The sequence below is a fragment of the Streptomyces umbrinus genome (assembly GCF_030817415.1).
Lineage (GTDB): Bacteria > Actinomycetota > Actinomycetes > Streptomycetales > Streptomycetaceae > Streptomyces > Streptomyces umbrinus_A.
The window spans coordinates 3,296,518-3,313,643 of sequence record NZ_JAUSZI010000002.1; the positions used below are offsets into that span (position 1 = coordinate 3,296,518).

Consider the following 17,126-nt stretch of genomic DNA (forward strand, 5'->3'; position numbering starts at 1 on the left):
ACCCGGGGGCGGAGCGATGTGCTCCGCCCCCGGGCGGCGGGCGCCCTCGTGGGGATCACGGCGGTGGTCCTCACCGCCGTCGTCGTCAGCACGCCCGCCGTCGGCGCCGACGACCAGCCGGGGACGAAGGGGTATGAGCAGACGGCCCGCCTCACGACCGTCGGCAAGCCGCTCGACCTGCTGGTGCACCCCGAGTCGGGGAAGCTGTACGTCGGTTCCGACGCCGTCGCCGGTACGACGGGCGGGAGCCTCGCCGGGGTCTATGTCGTCGACCCGGCCTCCGGGAACGTACTGAACTGGGTGAAGACCTCGCCCGGCAGCACGGGCGCACCCGCCCAGCTTCCGGGCAAACGGCTCGTCGGGCCGCTGCCGGGCGACGGGGTGCACTACCTGGTCGGGCTGCGCGGGATCGCCGCCGTGAAGGACGGCGACGCGGCGGGGCGCGGGGGCTGGCTCACCGGCACGACGATCACGCAGGCCAAGGCCGGTGCGAAAGCCGGCACGGTCGTGGTCGTACGCGGGACGAAACTGGAGGAGGTCACCGTCGGCGAGACCTCGGTGACCGTGGAGCGCTCCCTGACCCTGCCGGCCGCCGGCGGTCCGCTCGCCGTGGACACCGCCGCCGGGCAGATCTGGGTCACCGACAACACCGACAGCCTGCTGCTCAGGGTCGGTTCGGCCGACTTCACGCCGGACGGCAAGGAGATCCCGCTGGCCGCGGGAGCCGCGGTGTCCTTCCTGGAGTGGGACACCGAGCACGGAGTGCTGTGGGCCGGGCGCGGCACCGTACTGGAGGCGTACGACATCGCCACCGGCAAACTGGCCGCCTCCTTCGACGCGAAGCCCGGCGACACCATCGCGGATGTCGCCGTGGACCCGCACTCCGACCGGGCGTTCGCCGTGTGGCAGGACTGGGGCAACCCGCCGGAGGAGGGGGACGGCGTGGGGCAGCTCGCGGTGTACGACACGGCGACGCTCAAGGACCTCGACATGGGCGCCGAACTGCCGGGCGTCAACGGCCAGTTGGGCAGCTCGTCCGTCGCGGTGACACCGGGCGGCGATTCGGTGTTCGTCGCGAGCCCGTCCGAGGCCTCGCTCACCGTGTTCCGGGCGCCGGTGCCGCCGCCGCCCTCGGAGTCGCCGTCACCGTCCGACCCGGGGTCGCCTTCGCCCTCGGACCCGGCCTCGCCCAGCCCCTCGGACGGAACGTCCGAGCCGTCGCCCGGCGACTCGGGACCGGACGCCGACCCGACCGGCTCCGGCACCATCGTTCCCGTCGACGGTCCGACCGCCGACGGAGACAGCGCGGGCGGCACGGGAAGCGGTGGCGCGCGGACCACCACCGGTGGCGGCTCGCTCGACACCACCGGCGACGGCTCGCTCGCCTCGACCGGCACCGACGTGCTCCTGCCCGCCGCGGCCGGCACCGCGGCGCTGCTCGCCGCCGGCACCGCCGCGGTGCTGTGGCGCCGCCGACGGGCCACGACGTAGGCCCGTCGGCGGATCGCGAAGGAGACAGGCGGACACCAGCACCCCCGGAAAGGTCCAAGAGCCGTGAACAGGCCCGACAAGGGCCCGTGTCAGTGCTGTTGGACCTTCTGCGGTGTCGCCTCAGTCGGCCGTACGACGACGTATCCCTCGCCCTGGAGCATCAACTGCACGGCCTCGCCGGAGCCACCGCGGATCATCGAGCCTATGGACTGCGAACGGTGCAGTGAGGTCTGGAGGTTGGCCGTCCAGCCGACGATCGCGTCCGTGTCGACGTACACCGGCCACTGCGGCGAGACGGGGATGACCAGCGGGTTGCCCTCGCAGACGAGACCGAGCCTGCCGTGTCCGGTGAAGACGCTGTTGAACAGCCCGCCACCCGTGATGCCCGCGCCCTTCACCGTCTTGATCTCGTACTTCAGTGAGGCGTCGAAGCACAGTACGTTGCGGCCGTTGACGGTGAAGACGTCACCGGGGTCGATGTCGACGATGAAGCAGTTCTGCGCCTCGTGCGCGAACCAGGCCTCCCCCTGCCCGCGCACCGCCATGAGCGCCAACCCCTCGCCCGTGACCGCCCGTTTGAGCATGCCGCCGACGCCCTGGCCCTTGCGCTCGAACTGCAGACTGCCCCGGTAGGCGATCATCGCGCCCTGCCGGGCGAGCATCTCGCCGTTGACGGCGTACTTGATCGACTTGGCGTTCTCGACACTCATGCCCGCCGCAGTGGCCGGCTGCACCATGTACTCGCTGGAAAACAGATCACCCTTCATGCGGGCATCCTGTCCCGGAGGCGCGGGTTCCACCATCCAGCGACGGGATGAAAGGCGACAACGAAGGTATATGTCCGCGGAACGAAAGGCGGGGCGGCCGACGCCCGCTCGCGTCGGCCGCCCCTGCGGGGGCCTTTCGGCCCCACCCTGTGGGGGGTGGTTCGTCAGTCGTCGATCAGCCGCCGTCCGCCTGGGTCAGCAGTCGTCCGACGGCCGCTCGACGGTCAGAAGGTCAGCTTCCAGCTGTTGATCGTGCCGGTGTCCGCCGAGGCCACGTCCTGCACGCGCAGCTTCCAGGTGCCGTTGGCGGTCTCGCTGGACGCGTCCACGGTGTAGGTCGTGTTGACGTTGTCGGCCGAGTCCGAGCCCGAGGACTTCAGCCGGTACGCCGTGCCGTCCGGGGCGACCAGGTCGATCACCAGGTCACCGCGGTAGGTGTGGGTGATGTCGACGCCGACCTGGAGGGCCGAGGGCGCGTTGCCGGTGCGGCCGGTCACCGCGATCGAGGACTCGACGGCCGAGCCGGCGTCCGGGATGGAGACGGCCGTGGTGCTGGTGAAGGTGGTGCCCCCCGTGGAGCCTCCGGACCCGCTTACCGCCTGCACCGTCTTGGCCGCGTCCGCGAGACCCGCTCCACAGCCGCCCGAGCAGGCACCGGGCAGAGCACGCGAGTTGGTCTTGATCGCGGACTCGATCTGGGCCGGGGTCAGCGTGGAGTTCGCCGACTTGGCGAGCGCGGCGAGACCCGCGATGTGCGGGGCGGCCATGCTGGTGCCCTGGTAGTAGGCGTACGACTCCGAACCGGGGCCCTGCGTACCGGAGTTCAGCGTGGACAGGATGCCGTTGGCGGTGCCGGTGCTGGTCTGGCCGCCGGGTGCCGCGATGTCGACGACCGAGCCGTAGTTGGAGTAACTCGCCTTGGCACCCGCGCGGTTGAGGGCGGCGACCGAGATCACGTTGCCGCAGCTGGCCGGCGAGTAGTTGGCCGCGTTGGCGTTGCTGTTGCCCGCCGCGACGACGACCGTGGTGCCCCGGCCGACCGCGTTGTTGATGGCGGTCTGGGTGGCCGTGGTGCAGGCACCGCCGCCGCCCAGGCTCATGTTGATGACCTTGGCGACGTTGGTGTTGGCCGGGACGCCGGAGACCGTACCGCCGGACGCCCAGGTGATGGCGTCGATGATGTCGGAGTCGTAGCCGCCGCACTTGCCGAGGACGCGCAGCGGGGAGATCTTCGCGTTGTACGCGATGCCCGCGACGCCCTTGCTGTTGTTGGTGACGGCCGCGATGGTGCCCGCCACGTGGGTGCCGTGCCAGGAGGAGGAGCTGCCCGTGGTCTGCTCGCACTCGCCGGCGGCGTACCAGTCGCCCGGGTCGGCCGGGTTGCTGTCGCGCCCGTTGCCGTCGACCGAGACCGCGGTGTCGGAGATGAAGTCGTAGCCCGCGACGATGTTGGCGGCGAGGTCGGAGTGGGTGACGTAACCGGTGTCGATGACGGCGACGGTCACGCCACTGCCGGTCGCGGTGTCCCAGGCGCCGGGCACGCGCATGCCCGCGGTGGTCTCGAAGAGGTCCCACTGCTTGCTGTACTCGGTGTCGTTCGGGTCGGCCTGCGGCTTGTTGAGGCGGTCCGGCACGACGTACGCGACCTGCGGGTCGGCCTGGTACTCGGCGACGACGTCGGCGACATCGGCCTTGCTCAGCTGCTCGCCGAGGTCGACCAGCGCGGCACCGGTGCCGAGGCGGCGCTGGAAGTCCAGGCTCTCGCCGGCCTCCTTGCCCTTGGCCTCGGCGTCGGCGGAGGCGGCCTTGTTCGACCTGGCCTCGGTGGCGCCCGACTTGTAGCCGACGATCAGTCGCTCGGCGGGGGCGGCCACGGCAGCGGCGGCGGTCTTCGCGGCCTGCTCGGCGGGGACCTTGGCGGTGGCGGGACCGGCCAGCGCGAGGGACGTGGCGGTCCCGGCCAGGAGTGTCGCGGAGATCGCGGCGACGGATATCAGCTTCCGTCTCGCGGGTCGAGGAGTACGCAAGTGAGTGCCTTTCGTGGCCGGCTCCGGGCAGCGCGGAACAGGCGGTGCGATGCGGTGCATGCGGTGCCGTGCGGTGCGGAGCAGCGGTTCGATTCGCTTCGTCGTCGAAGCGGCGGGGGGTGCAATCGAGAAGGCGCGAGGCCGGCCGTGCGCGAGCCTCCAGTCAGGGGTTACCTGTGGTTCGGCTGTGGTCGAACAATAGGCGGAGCCCTTATCCCGCGGATACGGGGAAAACCCTCGATCCATGGCCGAGAACCCCCTACGGGGACCGCCCAGTTGGCGAGAAAGCACCCTTTCCGGACGTTCAGTCCTGTCTCGCCGGCAAGGGATGCGGGCGAGGCGGGAGGGGCTGCCGCCGGGCAAGAAGTTAGGTTAGCCTTACTTTCCTCTCCCTGGTCTCCCGTTGCGATGTCTCCCGCCGAAGGAGTCGCCCATGCATGCCCCGCGCCCCGCCGCCCCTGCGCCCGCGCCCGTCCGCGCGCTCTCCCGTCGCGGGGCCCTCACCGCGGTGGGAGCCCTCGGCCTGGGCGGTCTGCTCACGGCGTGCGGCAGCGACGGAGACAAGGACAGTGACGGCGGCAACGCCACCAACCCGTCCACCGGCGGGGGAACATGGCGTTTCAAGGACGACCGCGGGACGACGGCCGAAGCGGACCGGACGCCGAAGCGCCTGGTCGCCTTCGTCGGCGCGGCCGCCGCGCTGCACGACCTCGGCATCGAGTGCACGGGCGTCTTCGGCCCGACGAAGCTGGCGAACGGCAAGCCCGACCCCCGGGCCGGCGGCATCGACGTGGACAAGGTGACGATCCTCGGCAACACCTATCCCCAGTTCAACGTCGAGCGGTACGCCGGACTGCGGCCCGACCTGCTGATCGCCCAGATGACCGAGCCGCCGGCGCTCTGGTACGTCCCCGAGGAGTCGGCCGAGAAGATCGAGTCGCTCGCCCCCAGCGTCGGCATCCTCACCGCGAAGAGCTCGCTCACCCATGTGATCGGCCGCTTCGCCGACCTCGCGAAGTCACTCGGCGCGGACCTGACGGCCGATCCGGTCACCTCCGCGGAGGAGCACTTCAAGTCGGCCTCTGCCACCTTGCGCCGAGCGGCCGGAGAGGCCCGCGCGAAGGGCCGTGGTGGCCTGAAGGTCATGGTGGTCTCCGCCTCGGCCGACATCCTGTACGTCGCAGCCCCGGACGCCTTCACGGACCTGCGCTACTACGAGTCGCTCGGTGTCGAGTTCGTGACGCCCTCGAAGACGGGCTCGGGCGGCTTCTGGCAGGAACTCGGCTGGGAGAACGCCGACATGTACGAGGCCGACCTGATCCTCGTCGACAACCGCGTCGGCAACCTCCAGCCGGCCGACCTCAAGAAGACCAAGCCGACCTGGGCCCGACTGCCCGCCGTACGGGCGGACCGGACGTTCCCGTGGGCCGTCGAGGAGCGGTACAGCCACGCCGGGTACGCGCCACGCATCGAGCAACTGGCGGCGGCGCTACGGCAGTCGGAGCCCCTGACCCCGTAGCCGCCGCTCCACGGGCGGTGCTCCGCTGTCGCCGGGCTCAGCCGCCGTCAAGCCCGGTCGCCGGGCTCAGCTGTCGACCGTCTCGGGCACCGTCAGGCCGTCGTCCGTGGCCGCGAGGAACTGTGTGGCGGCGAGCTCGGCGTACAGCGGGTCGCCGGCCACGAGTTCGCGATGGGTGCCGACCGCCCGTACCTGCCCCGCGTCCATGACGACGATCCGGTCGGCCATGGTCACCGTGGACAGCCGGTGGGCGACGACCAGGACCGTGGTGGTGCGGGCGACATCGGCGACGGTGTCGCGCAGCGCCGCCTCGTTGACCGCGTCGAGCTGGCTGGTGGCCTCGTCGAGCAGCAGCAGCCGGGGCCGCCTGAGCAGGGCGCGGGCGATGGCCACGCGCTGGCGCTCACCGCCGGAGAGCTTGGTGCCGCGGTGGCCGACGAGGGTGTCGAGCCCCTTCGGCAGCCGGTCGACGAGGGAGTCGAGGCGGGTGGTCTTCAGCGCGCGGAGCACCTCGCCGTCGTCGGCGTCGGGATTGCCGAGCAGGAGGTTGTCGCGGAGGCTGCCGGAGAGGACGGGCGCGTCCTGCTCCACATAGCCGATGGCGGACCGGAGCGCGGAGACCTCCCAGTCGGTGAGGTCGCGGCCGTCCAGCGCGATGGTCCCCTGCTCCGGGTCGTAGAACCGCTCGATGAGCGAGAACACCGTGGTCTTCCCGGCGCCGGACGGTCCGACGAAGGCGGTCATGCCGCGCGGCGGGACGGCGAAGGTCACGCCGTGGTGCACGTACGGCAGGTCGTCGTCGTAGCGGAAGCGGACGTCCTCGAAGGCGATCGAGGCGGGTTCGGCGCCGGGCCGGGGCAGCGGCGAGGGCTCGGCGGCCGGTTCGGCGGGCAGCAGCCTGGCCTCCTCGATCCGGGCCAGGGCGGCCGAGCCGGTCTGGTACTGGGCGACGGCTCCGACGACCTGCTGGATCGGCGCCATCAAGTAGAAGACGTACAGCAGGAACGCGACGAGGGTGCCGATGTCGATGGCTCCGGTCGCGACCCGTGCGCCGCCCACGGCGAGGACGGTGATGAAGGCGACCTGCATCGAGAGGCCGGCCGTGTTCCCCGCCAGCGCCGACCACTTGGCGGCGCGTACGCTCTGGCGCCACGACTCCTCGGCCGCCGCGTGCACGGCCCGCTCCTCGCGGTGCTCGGCGCCGGACGCCTTGATGGTCCTGAGCGCGCCGAGGGTCCGCTCCAGCGAGGCACCCATCGCTCCGACGGCGTCCTGCGCGCGCTTGCTGGCGCGGTTGATCCGCGGCACGATCACGCCGATCACCGTGCCCGCGGCCAGGACCACGCCCAGGGTGACGCCCGTCAGCACCGGGTCGACGAACCCCATCATCGCGAGCGTGGCCACCAGGGTGAGCCCGCCCGTGCCGAGTCCGACCAGCGAGTCGGTGGTGACCTCCCTGAGCAGTGTGGTGTCCGAGGTGATCCGGGCCATCAGATCGCCGGGCTCGCTGCGGTCGACGGCGGATATGCGCAGCCGCAGCAGATGCGACACCAGGCCCCGCCGCGCGCCGAGCACGACGGACTCGGCGGTGTACCGCAGCACGTACCCGCCCAGCGCCCCGATCGCGGCGTTGGCGACCACCAGCGCCGACATGGCCAGCAGCGCGCCGGTGATCGCCCGGTCGTGCCCCAGGTCGTCGATGAGCGTTCGGGCGACCAGCGGCAGCGCGAGCCCGGCGGCGCCGGTCAGCAGCGACAGCACGGCCCCGAGCAGCAGCGTCCAGCGGTACGGGCGGACGTACCCGAGCAGGAGCCGCCACGGCGGCGTGGACGGTGCTTCGGACGGGTCGGGCTGTGACACGGTGCTCCCCCTCGGTCGTCTCCCCTCCCGCTCTCGGCCGGAGTCCCGTCCGGAGTCCGGTCCGGGGCCTCGTCCGGAGCAAGGGGGATCGATGGAAGTATCGCCGATGCCACTGACAGTGCCGTAGGGGATTTCGACCGGCGGTAACCGAACAGGCCCGTCGAGTAACGTTCGATGAATGACCGCTGCCCCCGAACAACCGGCGTGGCGCCGGCGTGCCGTCGAGCGATCCACCCGGGCCGCGAAGCTGCGCGCGGAGGAACGCGTACAGAGGTTTCTGGACTCGGCCTACGAGCTCATCGCCGAGAAGGGCACGACGGACTTCACCGTCCAGGAGGTCGTCAACCGCTCGAAGCAGTCGCTGCGCAGCTTCTACCAGTACTTCGACGGGAAGCACGAGCTGCTGCTCGCCCTGTTCGAGGACACGCTCGCCAAGTCGGCGAACGAGATCAGGGAAGCGGCCGCGTCGAAGAGTGATCCGCTCCGGGCGCTCCGCCTGGCCGTGGAGATGCTCCACGATCGGGCTCGGCCGGGCCCCGACGTACCGCGGCAGCTGTTCGGCGGCTTCGCCCTGCAACTGCTGGTGAAGCACCCCTCGCAGGTGGCGGCCGCCCACCGGCCGCTGCTCACGGTGTTCGCGGAGCTCATCGAGCGGGCCGCCGACGCGGGCGCCATCGCGGCCGGGCGGCCCCGCCGCCAGGCCGCGCTCGTCCTGCAGACCGTCATGTTCGCCGTCCAGGCCCATGGTTCGGCCGCCGACGGTCACGCCGAGCCGGTCAGCTCGGAGGAGGTCTGGCGGTTCTGCCTGGGGGGCATCTCCGGCACGTAGCGCTCCGCTGGAAGGGCCGTGCTTCATCTGCGGGTGCGTTGTGGCTGGGCGCGCAGTTCCCCGCGCCCCTGAAGGGGCACCGGCCCCTCAACAAGGGGCGCCGGGCCCCTCAATTCTCCGAAGGCCCGCGGGCCGACAGGCGAAGGATGCTTCCCTCGCCGTTTGCCGAGAGGAGGAGTGTGCCGTCCGGGGCCACTGCGAGGCCCGCGAACGAGTGCGGAGAGCCGGGCATGCCCGCGGTGAACAGGGTGGGTTCGGTGCGGGTGATGCCCGGGGGCAGGCCGACCGCGAGGTCCTCGGCGTCGATCCGGGTCTCCCCCGTCGTGAGGGACAACGCCCGCAGACACCGGTGCTCGACGTCCACCATGAACAGTTCGTCCCCGCGGACGGCCAGCCCCTGCGGCGCGCCGAGGCCCTCCGCGACGGCCACCGCCTCCCCGTCGTCGATCCGTAGCACGGCCCCGAGTTCGTCGTCGCTGACGTAGCAGTGCCCCTCGGCGTCGAAGGCGACATCGACAGGGTGCCGAAGCCCTTCCGCGAGGACGGTGACGGTGTCCGTCCCGTCGATCCGCCCGTCGATCCGTACGACGCGGCCGGCGCCCGACTCGGCCACGACGAGGGCTCCGTCGGGCGAGCGCTCGATCCCGGTGGGCTCGTTCAGCCCTTGCACCCGTACCCGCGTGGTCCTGCGGACGGGATCGTACGTACGGACGTCGCCGTACTCGGAGGCGAAGTGGAGAAGTCCGTCGTCCGCGGTGATGCCGTGGACGAAGGGCTGCAGTTCGTGGGTGATCACGCCGCTGGAGTCGTGCTCCCCGGAGTCGCCGGGGCTCGCCAGGCGGTAGTGGTCCGCCGCGTAGACCGTGCCGCCGACGTCGACGGTCACCCCGAAGGGGCCGCTGAGTCCTCGGGGAACGATCTCCCAGGTGCGGCCGTCCTCGCGCATCTCGGTGACCCCGCCGCTGCCGAAGCTGGAGACGAACATGCGGTTCTCCGCGTCGAAGGCCGCGTTGTCCAGCCCGAGGACGCCGCTCACGACCACCGACCGCGCCCCGGTGGCGAGATCGATGCGCGTCACGATGCCGGCCGGGCCCCGCGACAGGACGACCAGGACGCCGCCCTTGTCGAACCGGACCGCGACCGGGTCGTCCACCTCCTCGGCGAACAGTTCGGGTGTGCCGCCGTCCGGCGGGATCCGCCAGACCTGGTTGCCGATCATGTGCGGGTAGTACAGACAGCCGTCCGGGCCGAGCTGCATCGCGTTGCCGAGGGCCAGCCCGTCGGTCAGCACCACCGGGTCGCCGCCGTCCGGGAACAGCTCCAGCAGGCGGCCGTTCATCTTCATCTCGTTGACGAAGAGCCGGTCTCCGACACAGGTGATGCCGTTGGGCACCTGCACCTGGTCGGAGACGAGGCTGTACGCGCCATGGGGGCTGCGCCGCCAGACCCGCCCCGGTGTCAGGTCGGCGATGTACATGGAACCGTCCGCCCCGAAGGCGAGGTCGTCGGGCGCCTGCACCGGACCGTCCAGCGGCACCACCACGTCGACGTCCCCCGTGGCCGTGTCGACGGCGCTGATCTGCCCGGCGAGGAACTGTGCCACGTACAGCCGCCCGTCGGGTCCGAAGGTGACGCCGTTCGAACCCCACAGGCGGTTCGGGGGGTTGAGTCTCCTCAGGTCCCAACGGCCGCTCGTGGAAGGCGTGTTGCCGGTGACGTCGAATCGGTTGGGCCGCATCGTCGTTCCCCGTCCCTGGGTTCGGTGATGGTCACTCGTACGGTCGGGGCGCCCACACCCCCGTGGTCGGGCGCCCCGGGCGGATCACTCGACGATGACGTCGTTCATGCCGCCGTCCGCCCGCCAGCGCCTGAGCAGTCCGTGGAACGCGACGGGGCCGTCGCCGTACGACTCGCTGCGCTTTCGGGGCCTGCCCTCGTTGTTGTAGTAGCCGGGGGTGCACTCGGCCTGGAACTTGTAGAGGTCCGCGGCCTTCTGACGGATCGTCGCGACCCAGGCGTCCTGGGCCTCGGGGGACGGCTCCACGTACCGGGCCCGGCGCTCTCGTGCCTCGGCGACCACTTCGGCGACGTGGCCGGCCTGTTCGTCGAGGATGTGGACGTAGTTCACGGCGCTGGCGTTCTGCAGCGGGCCTAGCTGGAAGAGGTTCGGGAAGCCGTGGCTGTAGAAGCCGTGGAGCGTCTTCGGCCCGCCCTGCATCCAGGCCCCGGGCAGCGTGGCGCCCTCCCTTCCGTGCACGGGGAGCCGGCCGGACAGGATGCCCGAGACGCCCACCTCGAATCCGGTGGCGAAGATGACGCAGTCGACCTCGTACTCGGCCCCGCCGACCACGACGGCGTCCTCGGTGATGCGCTCGACGCCCCCGTGGTCGGCCGTGTCGACGAGCGTCACATTGGGCCGGTTGAACGTGTCCAGGTAGTGGTCGCTGAACGTGGGCCGCTTGCACATGTAGCGGTACCAGGGCTTGAGAGCCTCGGCCGTGGAGGGGTCCTCGACGACGGTGTGCACGCGGTCGCGGATCTCGTTCATCTTCTGGAAGTCGGCGAGTTCGTTCACACGGTCGCGTTCCTCGGGCAGGAGGTCCGCGTAGTTGTTGGTCGGGATCAAGTTCTGCAGCAGCCGGGCGCTGCTGGTCCAGCCGTCGTTCACCAGGTCCTCGTCCGCCTGGGTCCCGGTGACGGTCCTGAGGAAGTTGTCCCTGCGACGCCGCTGCCAGCCCGGTTCCAGCGACTCGGCCCACCCGGGGTCCGTGGGGCGCTGGCCGCGTACGTCGACCGAGGAGGGCGTGCGCTGGAACACGTACAGCCGCTCGGCGTCGCGGCCGAGGTGCGGCACGACCTGGATGGCGGTCGCTCCGGTGCCGATCACGGCCACGTGCTTGTCGGCGAGCCGGTCCAGGTTTCCGTTCGCGTCGCCCCCGGTGTACGCGTAGTCCCAGCGGCTGGTGTGGAAGGTGTGGCCCTTGAAGTTCTCGATGCCGGGGATGCCGGGGAGTTTCGCCTGGCTGAGCGTGCCGCTGGAGACCACCACATAGCGCGCCCGCATTCGGTCGCCGCGGTCGGTGGTGACGATCCACTCCAAATCGGTGTCGTCCCACCGGAGTTCGGTGGCCCGGGTCCGGAAGCAGGCGTCCTCGTACAGGCCGAAGTGGCGCCCGATCGCCCGCGCGTGCTGCCGGATCTCCTCGCCGGGCGCGTACTTCCACTGAGGGACGTAGCCGATCTCTTCGAGGAGCGGCATGTAGACGTACGACTCGATGTCGCAGTGGATTCCCGGGTACCGGTTCCAGTACCAGGTCCCGCCGAAGTCCCCGGCCTGCTCGATGACCCGGATGCCCCGAACCCCCGCCTGCCGCAGACGCGCTCCCGCCAGCAGCCCGCCGAACCCGCCGCCTACGACGACCACTTCCACCCGGTCGGTCAGCGGCTCCCTGCTGAACTCCGGTTGCTCCACGTACGGATCGTCGGCGTAGTAGCCGAACTCACCGGCGGCGCGGTGGTATTGGGCGTTGCCGTCGGGGCGGATCCGCCGGTCGCGCTCGGCCCGGTAGCGCGCACGCAGGGCCTCCGGGTCGAACCCGAGTTGCTGAGGGTCGAAGTCGGGCGCGGCGGGCGGGGTGTGGGGGGTGGTCATGCGTGTCCCTTCTGTTGTGGAGGGGGTGCGGTCGTCGCCCGGTCGCTACCGCGGGCGGAAGTGGAGGCGGAGCCAGGCGGCCTGTCCGCCGTCGACGAGAAGGTCGGTCCCGGTGATGTACGACGATTCGGGGCCGGTCAGGAACGCCACGGCGTCGGCGATCTCCCCGGGCGTCCCGACGCGGCCCGATCCGCTCGCGTCCAGCATGTCCATCATGTGCGCCCCGGACGGCGACGCGGCCTCCGCCCGGGACATCGCGGTGGCGATGACGCCCGGGCTGACGCTGTTGACCCGGGCGCCCCGCAGGTTCCAGGCGAGCGCGGCGGCCTGCACCCGTAGGTGGTTGGCCCGCTTGGTCACGATGTACGCGGTCTGCGCGTCGTCGCCGATGGCGGTGACGACGTCGAGGCCGAGGAGGTCCTCGGTGGCGGCCGTCGCGAGGGCGGCCTCCTCCTCGCGGCTCAGGGACGCGACATGACCGGCCATGCTGGAGATCACCACGAGGGACGTACCGCGGGTGGCGACCGTCTCGAACGCGTCGATGACATGGGCGGTACCGAGCAGGTTGACGTCGATGATCGTCTTCGCCCGCCCGGTCGCGGGCGAGACTCCCGCGGTGTGCACGATCGCGGCAACCCGGCCCTCGGCGGCCGCCGCCTCCGCGAGCTTGTGCACCGCCCCGCGGTCGGACACGTCGGTCACCATGCCGCGCACCGCGTAGCCCTCGTCGGTGAGCGCGGTGACGGCCCGGTCGAGCCCCTGGCTCGACGCGTCGGCGAGGAGCACGTTCCGCCCGTTGCCCAGCCGGCGCGCGACCGCGACGCCCATCCCTCCCGCCCCCGTGACCACGACCACGTCACGACGCTCCTCGTTCGGACGGTCGACCATGAACAACCTCCCTGATCGTTCGAACTACCTTTTACCGACGCCCGGTTGAGCGCGAGGGCTACAACACGCCAGTGGCCGGTACGGCGTCGTGCCACGTGGAGCGCACGGCGACGGCCTGCCGCCAGCCGCGGATCGCCTTCGGCGGCATACCGACCGCGAGAACCCCGGTCAGGTGGTCGCCCCTGCGATAGGCGACCAGGAACCGGCGCTCGGCCAAGTCCCCCTCCACCACAGTGACTTCGTCGTGACCGCGCAGAAAGCCGAACGCCTGGACCTTCATGCCGTACTGGTCCGACCAGAAGTACGGCACGGGCGCGAACGGCTTGCGCGCCTGCGGGTGCAGGAGGTTCCGGGCGGCGGCCATGCCCTGTTCGGCGGCGTTCGTACGGTGCTCGATGCGCATCGACGCCCCGAACAGCGGGTTGTGCCAGCGGGCTACGTCACCGGCCGCGTACACGCCCCCGGTGGTCGGCCCAGGGGACTTCGTCGGCCCGGTGGCCTCCCGGACCGCCTCGCAGTACTCGTCGCAGACCAGGCCGTCGCCCACCGTGAGGCCGCTGTCCGCCAGCCACTCAGTGTTCGGAAGGGAGCCGACAGCCACCAACACCTCGTCGCCCACGACCAGTTCACCGTCGGCCAGCCGCACTCCGTCCTCGGTCACCTCGCGGACGGTGACCCCGGTGCGCAGGTCCACCCCGTGCTCCAGGTGCGCGGCCGACAGCACCCGCCCGACCTCGTCGCCGACGGCGTGGCCGAGCGGTACGGGCGCCGGTTCCAGAAGGGTGACCTCGGCGCCGAGACCCCGGGCCACGGCGGCGGCCTCGGCGCCCAGGAACCCGGCGCCGACGACCACGAGCCGCCGCCCCTCCCCCAGCCGGTCCCGCAGCGCGAGTGCGTCGTCCAGGGTGCGAAGCACATGCGCGTGCCCGTCACCGGGCAGCCGCCGCGGGCGCACCCCGGTGGCCACGACCAGTCCGTCGTACGCGACCCGCGTCCCGTCCGAGAGCAGCACCTCACGCCCGTCGAGGTCGAGGCCCGTAGCCGCGCTTCCGAGTCTCAAGTCAAGCTTCAGGGCGTCGAGTTCGCCGGTCGAGCGCAGCGTCAGCCGGTCGTGCTCCCACTCGGACGCCAGGATCTGCTTGGACAACGGCGGCCGGTCGTACGGCGGGTGCGGCTCGTCACCGACCAGGGTGAGCGTGCCGTCGTACCCCTCCCGGCGCAGCGTCTCGGCGGCCGAGAGTCCGGCCGCCGAGGCACCCACGACGAGAATCCGCCTCACTGGTCGACCAGCCGGATCGCCGCCGCCGGGCAGATCGCCACGGCTTCGCGCACCCCGTCGAGGAGTTCGTCGGCGGGCTGCTCCTCCAGCAGGATCGCCACCCCGTCGTCGTCACGCTGGTCGAAGACCTCCGGGGAGGCCATCACACACTGACCCGCCGCCACACACTTCGGTTCGTCCAGTTCCACACGCATGGTCTTCTTCCTTGCTCCTTCGGTACGTTCACCCACTGCGTTCATCGGTGCGGGCCGGTCACCAGGTGACGGGCAGGGAGGCGACGCCGTACGTGGTGCCGCTGTGGTCGAACTCGAGGTCCTCGACCTTGGCCGCCAGGCGCAGCGTGGGGACGCGCCGGTAGAGGGTGCCGTAGACGACCTGGAGTTCCAGGCGGGCGAGGGACTGGCCCAGGCACTGGTGGGGGCCGTAGCCGAACGCGTTGTGCTGGCGCGCGGGGCGGGTGACGTCCACCTGGTCGGCGCCGGGGAAGGTCTCGGGGTCCCAGTTGGCGGCGTGCAGGTCCACGATCAGGCCGTCGCCCGCGCGGATGACCTGGCCGCCGATCTCGATGTCCTCGGTGGCGACGCGGCGCAGACCGACCTGGACGATGCTCAGGTAGCGCAGCAGTTCCTCCACCGCGCCGGCGACGATCTTGGGGTCCTCGGAGTCGCGCACCAGGGCGAGTTGCTCCGGGTTCTCCAGCAGGACCAGCGTGCCGAGGCTGATCATCGTCGCGGTGGTCTCGTGGCCGGCGATGAGCATCGCCACGCCCATGTGGACGGCCTCGCTCCGGCTCATCTCGCCGGCCTGGACGCGCCCCGCCATCTCGGACAGCACGTCGTCACCGGGGTCGGTGAGCTTCTTGCCGAGCAGGTCGTCGAGGTATGTGGAGAGCGCGGTGCTCGCCGCCCTGGAGTCCTCGGGTGCGGCGGCACGGTCGAGCGCGAGGCTGCTGTTCTCCTGGAAGAACTCGTGGTCCGCGTACGGCACTCCGAGCAGTTCGCTGATCACCAGCGAGGGCACGGGCAGCGCGAGCGCCGTCAGGAGGTCGGCAGGGTTCGGCCCGGCCAGCATGTCGTCGATCAGACCGTCGACGATCTTCTGGATCGGGGCCCGCATGGCCTCGATCCGCTTGATGATGAACGGCCCGTTGACCATCCGGCGCAGCCGGGTGTGCTCGGGGGCGTCCGTGTTGACGATGAGCTCCGGGGTGTACTCGGCGATCTGCTGCCGGTACGCCGTCACGAACGGGAAGTTGCCGGGGCTCTTGTCGTTGGCGCTGACGCGGGGGTCGGTCAGCAGGGCCCGCTGCAGGGCGTGCCCGGTGACGATCCAGGGCGTGCTGCCGTCCCAGATCCGGACCTTGCTGATCGGGTTCTGCTCTCGCAGCTCCTCCACGGCCGGCGGCGGGGCGAACGGACAGCCGGCCGCCCTCGGCATCGGGAACTCGGGCATCGCCTCGGCTGCGTCGGACGCGGCTCCGGCCAGTGTCTCGGCCATCTGACTCCTCGGTGGGGGCTCCGCCGGGGCGGAGAACGGGGAAGGGTTGGAGACCTCTGGGACCACATGCAAGCGGAGCGGACTGACGGCTTCCGGCCAGGTGCCTGACATTGGGCTGACGTGACCCAGATCACAGCTTTGACCCGTAGGAGGTCGGCCACCTGCGCACACTTTCGCGCCACCTCGCGTCGCACCGTGGCCCACGGACACGACGAAGCGGCCGGGTACGAGAGACGCACGGCCGCCGAGGTGGAAGGCTAAAAGGGTGTGGGGGTAAGGGAGTTGGAGGTGCGGGTGGTCGAGAGCCGCGGGATTTGAGAGACGCCGGGCGTCGGGACTTGAAGGGCGCCGGGCGTGGGGAGTTGAGGGCGCCGGGCGTCGAGACTTGAAGGGCGTGGGGAGTTGGGGGCGCCGGGCGATGTCGGGTTCAGCGTCCGAGTCGGTAGCCGAAGCCCCGGCGCGTGTGGATCAGTGGCGGCTGCTCCTGGTCCACCTTGTGGCGGAGTCGGGAGACGAGTTTCTCGATCGCGTTGCCGGCCCGGGTCTCGCCCCAGACGTGCCGACAGATCTGTTCCTTCGACAGCACCCGCTCGGCGTTGACGAGCAGATGACGCAGCAGCCGGTACTCCGCCGGGGTGAGGTCGAGGGCCCGTCGGCCGCGCCGGGGCCTGACAGGTGGCGTCGTCGAGGACGAGGTCGCCGTAGCACGGCCCTTGGCGCACCGAACCGCGGCCGCGCAGTAACACGTGGGCCCTGGTGAGGACTTCGGAGATCCGGAACGGCACGGTGACGTAGTCCGATTCACCCAGGCCGAGTTCGGGGACGAGGAGCCCCAACTTCTCGTACTCGGCGAGGAAGAGCACCGGAGGCCGGTCGGCCGGGCGGAAGCGGCGCCCCTCCCCCAGCTCCTCGATGTCCGGGACCGACACATCCATGACCACGAGGTCGAAGCGGTGCTCGGCGAGCCGCGCCATCCCCTGAGCGCCGGTGCGGGCGGCGGTCACCCGGTAGTCCGCCAACTCCAGTGTGGTGGTGAGCAGTTCGACGATCGCCGAGTCGTGGACGATGACCAGGACACGCTGCCCGTTACCACGTGCGGGCGCGGACACCTCCGCGTCACTCCCGCGCACCCCGCCGACGCCGACGCCGACCATTCCGAGCACCCGGTCCACCCCGTCCGTCCCGTCCATCGCATGCACCTCGTTCATGAGTAGGAGGCGGGCGGCGGCGACACCACCTCGTGCCGGACTCACACGTCGCGTACGAACGGCGGGCGCGCCGAACGACACCGAGAAAACCCTCGCACCCCGGGACTCC

13 protein-coding genes and 1 pseudogene are annotated in these 17,126 nt (G+C 71.2%); 3 read left to right on the forward strand and 11 right to left on the reverse strand.

Going from position 1 to position 17,126, the window contains the following annotated elements:
- Positions 1–18: 18 nt before the first annotated feature.
- A complete protein-coding gene (locus tag QF035_RS14515; protein ID WP_307520709.1) occupies positions 19–1,491 on the forward strand; it encodes an LPXTG cell wall anchor domain-containing protein in 1,473 nt (490 codons plus the stop codon).
- An 89-nt stretch (positions 1,492–1,580) separates the two neighbouring features.
- Here the strand turns inward: QF035_RS14515 and QF035_RS14520 are convergent, their stop codons facing one another.
- Complete coding sequence (locus tag QF035_RS14520) at positions 1,581–2,258, reverse strand: AIM24 family protein (RefSeq protein WP_307520710.1); 678 nt, start codon at positions 2,256–2,258, stop codon at positions 1,581–1,583.
- A 224-nt stretch (positions 2,259–2,482) separates the two neighbouring features.
- Positions 2,483–4,285, reverse strand: a complete 1,803-nt coding sequence (locus tag QF035_RS14525) for a S8 family peptidase (RefSeq protein ID WP_307520711.1) — start codon at positions 4,283–4,285, stop codon at positions 2,483–2,485.
- 433 nt (positions 4,286–4,718) lie between these two features.
- On the opposite strand from QF035_RS14525, the gene QF035_RS14530 reads away from it, so the two are divergent.
- A complete protein-coding gene (locus QF035_RS14530) occupies positions 4,719–5,804 on the forward strand; it encodes an ABC transporter substrate-binding protein (protein WP_307520712.1) in 1,086 nt (361 codons plus the stop codon).
- Positions 5,805–5,870: 66 nt separating this feature from the next.
- Here the strand turns inward: QF035_RS14530 and QF035_RS14535 are convergent, their stop codons facing one another.
- On the reverse strand, positions 5,871–7,664 hold the full coding sequence (locus tag QF035_RS14535; protein ID WP_307520714.1) for an ABC transporter ATP-binding protein: 1,794 nt from the start codon (positions 7,662–7,664) through the stop codon (positions 5,871–5,873).
- 178 nt (positions 7,665–7,842) lie between these two features.
- Here QF035_RS14535 and QF035_RS14540 point away from each other — a divergent pair, with 178 nt between their 5' ends.
- The gene (locus tag QF035_RS14540) at positions 7,843–8,493 is read left to right on the forward strand and encodes a TetR/AcrR family transcriptional regulator (RefSeq protein WP_307520716.1); all 651 of its coding nucleotides are present in this window, start codon (positions 7,843–7,845) and stop codon (positions 8,491–8,493) included.
- Positions 8,494–8,602: 109 nt separating this feature from the next.
- On the opposite strand, the gene QF035_RS14545 is transcribed toward QF035_RS14540, so the two are convergent.
- The 8 genes and pseudogenes from QF035_RS14545 to QF035_RS14580 all read right to left on the reverse strand — a co-directional run.
- On the reverse strand, positions 8,603–10,231 hold the full coding sequence (locus tag QF035_RS14545) for a hypothetical protein (protein ID WP_307520717.1): 1,629 nt from the start codon (positions 10,229–10,231) through the stop codon (positions 8,603–8,605).
- A gap of 84 nt (positions 10,232–10,315) precedes the next feature.
- Positions 10,316–12,145 (reverse strand): flavin-containing monooxygenase, encoded by a 1,830-nt coding sequence (locus tag QF035_RS14550; protein ID WP_307520718.1) that lies wholly within the window; start codon positions 12,143–12,145, stop codon positions 10,316–10,318.
- A gap of 45 nt (positions 12,146–12,190) precedes the next feature.
- Positions 12,191–13,033 (reverse strand): SDR family oxidoreductase, encoded by an 843-nt coding sequence (locus tag QF035_RS14555; protein ID WP_307520720.1) that lies wholly within the window; start codon positions 13,031–13,033, stop codon positions 12,191–12,193.
- A gap of 58 nt (positions 13,034–13,091) precedes the next feature.
- A complete protein-coding gene (locus QF035_RS14560) occupies positions 13,092–14,312 on the reverse strand; it encodes an NAD(P)/FAD-dependent oxidoreductase (protein ID WP_307520721.1) in 1,221 nt (406 codons plus the stop codon).
- On the reverse strand, positions 14,309–14,506 hold the full coding sequence (locus QF035_RS14565; protein WP_055617289.1) for a ferredoxin: 198 nt from the start codon (positions 14,504–14,506) through the stop codon (positions 14,309–14,311). The genes QF035_RS14560 and QF035_RS14565 overlap by 4 nt, the downstream gene beginning before the upstream one ends.
- Positions 14,507–14,564: 58 nt before the next feature.
- A complete protein-coding gene (locus tag QF035_RS14570) occupies positions 14,565–15,809 on the reverse strand; it encodes a cytochrome P450 (RefSeq protein WP_307520722.1) in 1,245 nt (414 codons plus the stop codon).
- Between the two features lie 427 nt (positions 15,810–16,236).
- The gene (locus QF035_RS14575; RefSeq protein WP_307531113.1) at positions 16,237–16,740 is read right to left on the reverse strand and encodes a winged helix-turn-helix domain-containing protein; all 504 of its coding nucleotides are present in this window, start codon (positions 16,738–16,740) and stop codon (positions 16,237–16,239) included.
- A pseudogene (locus QF035_RS14580) lies at positions 16,622–17,017 on the reverse strand (response regulator); the annotation flags it as partial. The gene QF035_RS14575 and the pseudogene QF035_RS14580, both read right to left, overlap by 119 nt.
- Between the last annotated feature and the right edge of the window lie 109 nt (positions 17,018–17,126).

Bases quoted from the DNA above. Each gene is read 5' to 3' on its own strand.
- QF035_RS14520 (WP_307520710.1), bottom strand. From the start codon at position 2,258: ATGAAGGGTGATCTGTTTTCCAGCGAGTACATGGTGCAGCCGGCCACT.
- QF035_RS14530 (WP_307520712.1), top strand. From the start codon at position 4,719: ATGCATGCCCCGCGCCCCGCCGCCCCTGCGCCCGCGCCCGTCCGCGCG.
- QF035_RS14540 (WP_307520716.1), top strand. From the start codon at position 7,843: ATGACCGCTGCCCCCGAACAACCGGCGTGGCGCCGGCGTGCCGTCGAG.
- QF035_RS14545 (WP_307520717.1), bottom strand. From the start codon at position 10,231: ATGCGGCCCAACCGATTCGACGTCACCGGCAACACGCCTTCCACGAGC.
- QF035_RS14550 (WP_307520718.1), bottom strand. From the start codon at position 12,145: ATGACCACCCCCCACACCCCGCCCGCCGCGCCCGACTTCGACCCTCAG.
- QF035_RS14555 (WP_307520720.1), bottom strand. From the start codon at position 13,033: ATGGTCGACCGTCCGAACGAGGAGCGTCGTGACGTGGTCGTGGTCACG.
- QF035_RS14565 (WP_055617289.1), bottom strand. From the start codon at position 14,506: ATGCGTGTGGAACTGGACGAACCGAAGTGTGTGGCGGCGGGTCAGTGT.
- QF035_RS14570 (WP_307520722.1), bottom strand. From the start codon at position 15,809: ATGGCCGAGACACTGGCCGGAGCCGCGTCCGACGCAGCCGAGGCGATG.
- QF035_RS14575 (WP_307531113.1), bottom strand. From the start codon at position 16,740: ATGTGTCGGTCCCGGACATCGAGGAGCTGGGGGAGGGGCGCCGCTTCC.